At 60.1% G+C, this 6,908-nt stretch carries 5 protein-coding genes, 1 tRNA gene and 1 pseudogene; 2 read left to right on the top strand and 5 right to left on the bottom strand.

Annotated features, from left to right (window positions below):
* The 4 genes and pseudogenes from F1542_RS14140 to F1542_RS14125 all read right to left on the bottom strand — a co-directional run.
* Window positions 1-447: pseudogene (locus F1542_RS14140) on the bottom strand (endoglucanase); the annotation flags it as partial.
* Window positions 444-1,523: a glycosyl hydrolase family 8 gene (locus tag F1542_RS14135; RefSeq protein ID WP_193733591.1), complete on the bottom strand. Its 1,080-nt coding sequence runs from the start codon at window positions 1,521-1,523 to the stop codon at window positions 444-446. The pseudogene F1542_RS14140 and the gene F1542_RS14135, both read right to left, overlap by 4 nt.
* 1,053 nt (window positions 1,524-2,576) lie before the next feature.
* Window positions 2,577-2,652 (bottom strand) — tRNA-Glu (locus F1542_RS14130).
* 68 nt (window positions 2,653-2,720) lie between these two features.
* Window positions 2,721-3,074 (bottom strand): hypothetical protein, encoded by a 354-nt coding sequence (locus F1542_RS14125; protein ID WP_193733590.1) that lies wholly within the window; start codon window positions 3,072-3,074, stop codon window positions 2,721-2,723.
* A 48-nt stretch (window positions 3,075-3,122) separates the two neighbouring features.
* Here F1542_RS14125 and F1542_RS14120 point away from each other — a divergent pair, with 48 nt between their 5' ends.
* Window positions 3,123-4,094 carry an RluA family pseudouridine synthase gene (locus F1542_RS14120; RefSeq protein ID WP_193733589.1) on the top strand — a complete coding sequence of 324 codons (972 nt, stop codon included), beginning with the start codon at window positions 3,123-3,125 and terminating at the stop codon, window positions 4,092-4,094.
* Window positions 4,095-4,337: 243 nt separating this feature from the next.
* The gene (gene rpoH, locus F1542_RS14115) at window positions 4,338-5,240 is read left to right on the top strand and encodes an RNA polymerase sigma factor RpoH (RefSeq protein WP_193733588.1); all 903 of its coding nucleotides are present in this window, start codon (window positions 4,338-4,340) and stop codon (window positions 5,238-5,240) included.
* Between the two features lie 174 nt (window positions 5,241-5,414).
* Here rpoH and F1542_RS14110 read toward each other — a convergent pair whose 3' ends face one another.
* Window positions 5,415-6,704, bottom strand: a complete 1,290-nt coding sequence (locus tag F1542_RS14110; RefSeq protein WP_193733587.1) for an adenylosuccinate synthase — start codon at window positions 6,702-6,704, stop codon at window positions 5,415-5,417.
* Window positions 6,705-6,908: the final 204 nt, after the last annotated feature.

Genomic DNA, 6,908 nt, shown 5'->3' with positions numbered 1-6,908 from the left:
AGGCTGAGGTGTGTGCACGACTTCCGGCACGACGGGCGGCGGGGGCGGTGCGGGCGCGGGTGATGGCGCAACCGTCTCGGCCACGGGCGGCTGGGGTGCGTGCACGACTTCCGGCGCCACTGGCGGCGGAGGCGGCGCGGGCGGGGGAGACGCTACGACTGGCGGCGCCACAGGTTCCGGCTCAGCGGCAGGGACATACTGTTCCTGTTCGGCATAATGATCTTCAGCGTAGGCATGCGTATCGTGCGCATCTTCATGGACAGGCTCTTCCGGGCCTTCCATGGCGGGCATATCCCGCACGACCGAGCGGAAGGAATGGTAGTGAAACCCCTTCCCGCTCAGACCGTAGCCAGCCGTAAGCATACGGGCCACATCCTGTGGATTGTCCATGTCCACATTCGGGCGAGGGGCCTGCGCTCCTGCTGCTTCATTATCGGCTGAACTCACATCCCACCTCCCTCGGCACGGGCGATATAAACCAGCAATGTAAGTGCTGCGGAATAATAATCCGGCGCGTGATCCAGCGTGGGCAGCCCCCCTGCCGATGCCAGACCCGAACACGACGCAACGGCCAGATAGCCGGGGGGCGCATTATAGGGCGATCGTGAACCATTTGTCAGGTCTACCCAACCCGGCAGCGCCGATGCGCCGAAATGGTTCCAGAAACGGGTGAAATCCGCCAGCAGGTCCGGCGACAACATATGCGCCCAGTACAGGTAGAGCGGCACACGAATCGCATCATAGGAGAAACGTGGCGGCCAGCCCTTCGCAATTGAAAAAGCGCCGGTCTGCCGATTGATCGACAGCCAGTCCGGCGGAAGCTTCCATTCACCGAATCGGCCCTGTGCAATAATGCGCAGCCCGTTTTCCATTACGGTCTGCCACCGGGCATCGGCCGACAGTTCAAACGCCTGCATGAGCGAAGGCATGACGTAATAGGACAGGTTGAGGGTAACCGTTTCCTTGGTGACGAATCCGGTCGCCCCGGGCAACAGCACCTCATAAGGGCCGACCTTCATGGTCATGAGCTTCAGCACATCGGCGTAGATGGCCATAGCATCCTGAATATAGTCAGCCCGTTTCCAAAGCTTGCCGGCCCGCGCCAGGCCAAGCGCGATCAGCAGGTCGCCATCGGTGGCGTTGTTCTTGTCCGCGACCGGAGGGTTATGCCCCTCCAGGTAACGCCAGGAAAACAGGGCATCGGTCTTGTGCTGGAGATTGGTGCGCGCCCATACCCACATCGCCTCGAACGCCGTCTGGTCACCGGCGGTGGCGGCGAAAAGCATGCCGTAGCCCTGCCCTTCACTGTGGGATTCGCCACTGTTGCCCGTGTCAATGATACGGCCATCAGGGTGGAAATACTTGCTGCGGAAAATGGCCCACTGCTGGCTCACCTGCGTACCATCCCCCGCTTCAGCCGTGGAAACAAGCGGAATGCTGCCTGCTGCCGCCATGACGGACAGAAAGGACCGACGCCCCATCCCGGATACATGTTTCTGCAGCTTCATAAAATCCAACAGCATTGATCACCATACACTTCAGAAATCCGAACCGATGCAGCCACAGGCGGGAACTGGTACTCAATCCCATACCCGGCCACACCCAATGACGCCTTAGTCGCAAACTCCCCCATCCTGCAAGCCGGACACCGCCATCACGCGACAGACTTTGTTACGGAAAGGGAGCATACCGTCTTACCTCCCGGTGGCGAAACAGCCACCAGCGTCCTTACGGACTGGAAGGGGGGGGAAGTTGCATTTTTATCACGTCAGGCCCGCAAGCACCCCCAAAATCCCGTTGATTATTCCTGCAAAAATCAAAAGAGAAATATGGAAAATGACCAGTGCCAATATGCTGCCATCCTTCCGGAAATTAAAAGATGGAAAATATTTTTAAATTTCAGGACGACTTGACCTGAATCAATGCTTTTCATGCAAATCGTACAGGAATCGATATAAGATGCCTTTATTATATATTAATATGAAAAACATTGCCATGCCATAGATTGATCGCTCTTCAGTGAAAATAACTATTTAAAAATATTACGCACTATATGAAGAAGCCGCCTCACGACGGTTTTTTTCTTCGGCGACCATGGGGGATGGATAAAGTCCATCGTCTTTATATATATGCACGAACGGCAGGAAACCCCCGAGCCGTTCCGGCGGGCACGGGATTACCGCCCTTCATGCCCGGCACGCACGTACAGATCCAGTATCATTTCATGAGCGGCAGATGCATCCGCCCGACCGGAAAATTCCAGGTCGCCGTGCATGATGACCGTTCAGTTGCGTGCCGTTGGATGACAGGCGCCTACATATCCAGCCATATCCGGATCAGTGACGAATGCCATTGATGCAAGCCGTCGTCATTGCATGAAGGGTCATTACGCGCAGGCTGCGCCAGCCACGGATCGGACACTTCATGCCGGTCATTAATTGATGATTTTCATCATATCAGGCATGGCCCGGAATTCGTGCAGCCCATGCAACAGCACTGATGACCCGTGACATGACCGTAATTCAGGGAAATGGTGATATCTGGCCAGCAACCACAGGAAACTGTGGCAGGATATCTGGCGTCCCGTACGGGATTCGAACCCGTGTTGCCGCCGTGAGAGGGCGGTGTCCTAGGCCTCTAGACGAACGGGACAAAGGCCGGTGCCGCGTTCTATGCGATCACCCGTGGGGATGCAAGGAAAGAATTGCGGCCCCGCCCCATCAGGGCTGGCCAAGGACAAGCCGGGCCACAATACGCCGACCGGACGGATCCCACACCACCACACGATCCGGCCCCCCACCGGCCAGCACCACCGCCAGCAGTCCATCCGGCCGGGCCGTCACGGCCTGCACATGCGTGCCCGGCGCTTCATCCATCACCAGATCCCCCGACACGTCCGCGCCCGCGATAACCGGCGGGACTGTCACCGCCCCGGCCACCGAGGTCGCCGGAGTAGCCACCGGGTGCATCATGCGGTGTACCAGCACGCCAACCAGCGCCAGCGAACCGATGAACAGAAGGATTCCCATGCCGATCACCGCCGCAAGCAGCGCGCGCGATCCCTGTTTTTCCATTATGTGCTTTCCGTTCCCGAATACCGTTTTTTCCGATAGACACATGCCATGAATGACACTGCCCCCCCTGCCCCTGTCATCGCCACCGCCGATGACGCAGGCCAGCGCACGGACCGCTTCATGGCCAATGCGGTCGAAAGCCTTTCGCGCTCACGCGTCAAGTCGCTTATGGAAAGCGGACACCTGTTGCGCAATGGCGCCCCGCTGCGTGATCCGGCGGAACCCGTGCGGGCAGGCATGTGTTATGAAATTCACATCCCCCCCGCAATCCCCACCACGCCACAGGGGCAGGATATCGCGCTGGACATATTATACGAGGACCGCGACCTGATCGTGCTGGACAAGCCCGCGGGCATGGTTGTCCACCCCGCACCGGGCAACGAGGACGGCACCCTGGTCAACGCCCTGCTGGCCCATTGCGGCGAAGGGCTGACCGGAATCGGCGGCGAAAGGCGGCCGGGCATTGTTCACCGCCTGGACAAGGACACATCGGGCATCATGGTCGCGGCCAAGACCGAAATGGCGCATCAGGCGCTTTCCCTCGCCTTTGCCGAACGCAGGATCGACCGGGCGTACCAGGCCATCTGCTGGGGCATTCCCTCCCCCGCCAACGGATCGTTCGACGGCGCGATCGGGCGCGACCGGCGTGATCGCAAGCGCATGGCGGTCATTGCAAACGGCGGCGGCAAGGTGGCGCTGACCCATTACCGGGTGCTGGACACGTTCCATGGCGGCCTGGCCCATGTGGAATGCAGGCTTGCGACCGGGCGCACCCACCAGATCCGGGTACATTTCGCCCATGCCGGGCACGCGCTGGTGGGCGACCCGGTCTATCTGCGCCGGATCCCGGCCGCCGCCCGTGGCCTGCCGCCCGTGGCAAAGGACGCTGCGCTGGATTTTCCCCGTCAGGCGCTGCATGCCCGCAGGCTGGGATTCGTCCATCCCCGCACGAGTGAGCAGATGCTGTTCGAGACCGCGCCACCGGAAGACTTCCGCCTCCTGCTGTCCGGTATTGCCTGATCTGCGGGCATATTCGTTGACATGGCAGGGCCAGATGCCTATGTTCGGTGATTGTTCGCCGGGGCCGACGCCCCCAGGCTAACTGGACGTCCTGTATAAAACTGCCCATGACGGGGGTCATATACAGGGACGTGAGATGTCCAGTCGTGCGTCTATCAGAGAGACGAATGCAACCCTTCCGGTCACGGTTACGTTAGACCGGATTAAAGCTGTCCCGTCCCTCTGGAACAGGAGTCCGTTACAATGGCCTCTTCTGCTTCTGCCCTTATTTCCGGTCCCGAAAACAACCTGTCCAAATACCTTCGGGACATCCGTAAATTTCCCATGCTCTCCCCCGAGGAGGAGCTTCGTCTGTCGCGCCGCTGGAAAGACAGGGGCGACACCGAAGCCGCGCATAAGCTTGTCACCTCCCACCTGCGGCTCGTCGCCAAGATCGCCATGGGCTATCGCGGCTATGGCCTGCCGGTGGGCGAACTGATCAGCGAAGGCAATATCGGGATGATGCAGGCGGTCCGCCGCTTCGACCCCGACCGTGGCTTCCGCCTGGCGACATACGCCATGTGGTGGATCCGTGCTGCGATACAGGAATACATCCTGCATAGCTGGTCACTGGTTAAGATCGGCACGACCGCCGCACAGAAAAAACTCTTCTTCAATCTGCGTCGCCTCAAGGGGCAGATGCAGGCGATTGATGATGGTGACCTGCAGCCTGAACAGGTCAACAAGATCGCCCAGTCCCTCGGCGTGCCCGAACAGGACGTGGTGAACATGAACCGCAGGCTTGCCGCCCCCGACCACAGCCTGAATGCGCCGCTGCGCATGGATGGTGAAGGGGAATGGCAGGACTGGCTGGTTGATGACAACGACAACCAGGAAGAAACCCTTGCCCAGAGCGAGGAATATTCCGGCAGGCAGGCCCTTCTGGCCAACGCCATGAAGTCACTGAACGACCGTGAACGTCATATCCTGACCGAACGGCGGCTCAAGGACGAACCGGCGACACTGGAAGAACTGTCCCATGTCTACAACATCTCACGCGAGCGCGTGCGCCAGATCGAGGTCCGTGCCTTTGAAAAGGTGCAGACCGCGATGAAGGCGGAAGTTGCATCCCGTCGCGCAAAACATGAGACACAGGCCGAGGCCTGACCACCGACAGCCTTCTGGATAAAAAAAGCCCCGCATGCTTCTGGCGCTGCGGGGCTTTTTTGTCTGTACTGGTCATAATTAAAGAAGTTTTTGGTGAAGCTTTTTTTCAAAAAGCTTCAAAGAACGCCGCCTTTTTGAAAAAAGGCGGCACCCAGAAACTTTTATGACTGACAATCAGTTCTCGAACGGATCCCGCATCAGGATGGTGTCGTCACGTTCAGGGCTGGTGGACAGCAGGGTAACCGGCGCTTCAACCAGTTCCTCGATCCGGCGGACATACTTGATGGCCTGCGCGGGCAGTTCAGCCCAGGACCGTGCGCCCTTGGTGCTGTCCTTCCAGCCTTCCATCGTCTCGAACACCGGGCGGATACGCTGCTGCGCACCGGGGGCCGAGGGGAAGCTGGTGATCTTCTTGCCATCCAGTTCGTAACCAACGCAGATGCTGATTTCGTCCAGGCCATCCAGCACATCCAGCTTGGTCAGCGCCAGACCGTTCACACCACCCACACGCACCGCACGACGCACCAGCACGGCATCAAACCAGCCACAGCGGCGGGGGCGGCCGGTCACGGTGCCGAATTCATGCCCGCGTTCACCCAGCGTACGACCCATCTGGTCATGCAGTTCGCTGGGGAACGGCCCCTCACCCACACGCGTGGTATAGGCCTTGGCAATGCCCAGGACGAAACCGATGGTGGTGGGCCCCACACCCGCGCCCGTGCCCGCATTGGCGGCAACGGTGTTGGAACTGGTCACGAACGGATAGGTGCCGTGGTCCACGTCCAGCATGACCGCCTGCGCGCCTTCAAACAGAATGCGCGAACCACTGCGGCGACTGTCATCCAGCAGGTCCCACACCGGGGCCATGAACGGCAGCACGCGGGGCGCAACACCGTTCAGGAAGTCCAGCAGTTCCTGCTTGGTAAACGTATCGGCCCCAAGACCCTTGAGCAGGGTATTGTGGTGCAGCAGCAGTTCGTCCAGCTTCCAGTCCAGCGTTTCCGGCTCGGCCAGATCGCACAGACGGATGGCGCGACGGGCCACCTTGTCTTCATAGGCGGGGCCGATACCACGGCCCGTGGTGCCGATCTTGCGCTCACCACGCGCGGCTTCACGCGCACGGTCCAGCGCGCCATGCACGGGCAGGATCAGGGGCGCGTTTTCAGCAATCTTCAGCGTCTCGGGCGTGACCTTCAGGCCCTGCGCCGTCACACGGTCGATTTCCTTCAGCAGCGCTTCGGGGTCAACCACCACGCCATTGCCGATCACGCCCATCTTGCCCCGCACCAGCCCCGATGGCAGCAGGGACAGCTTGTAGGTCTGCTCGCCTACAACCAGCGTATGGCCCGCATTGTGGCCACCCTGGAAACGCACGACCACATCGGCCCGGCTGGCCAGCCAGTCCACGATCTTTCCCTTGCCCTCGTCACCCCACTGGGTGCCGATCACGGTGACGTTGGACATTTCATGCTCCTTGCTATACGGCCCGACCGGGACAAAGGCGACCAGCCGGAAAAAACCTTGTTATATTAAACAGATAAAAGAAGTTCAGATATCATCCACTGGCACGGGCCGGCCATCAGCCACCACCAGCGCGCAGGACAGGCGCCGGGCCTCGGCCCGCGCGTCGACTTCATCACCCAGCGCACTGACCGTGGCATACCCCCC

Origin of the sequence: Komagataeibacter sp. FXV3 (genome assembly GCF_015155755.1) — a bacterium.
Taxonomy (GTDB): Bacteria; Pseudomonadota; Alphaproteobacteria; order Acetobacterales; family Acetobacteraceae; genus Komagataeibacter.
The sequence above is the reverse complement of the archived record's forward strand: the minus strand, read 5'-3'. Positions and strand labels throughout refer to the sequence as shown.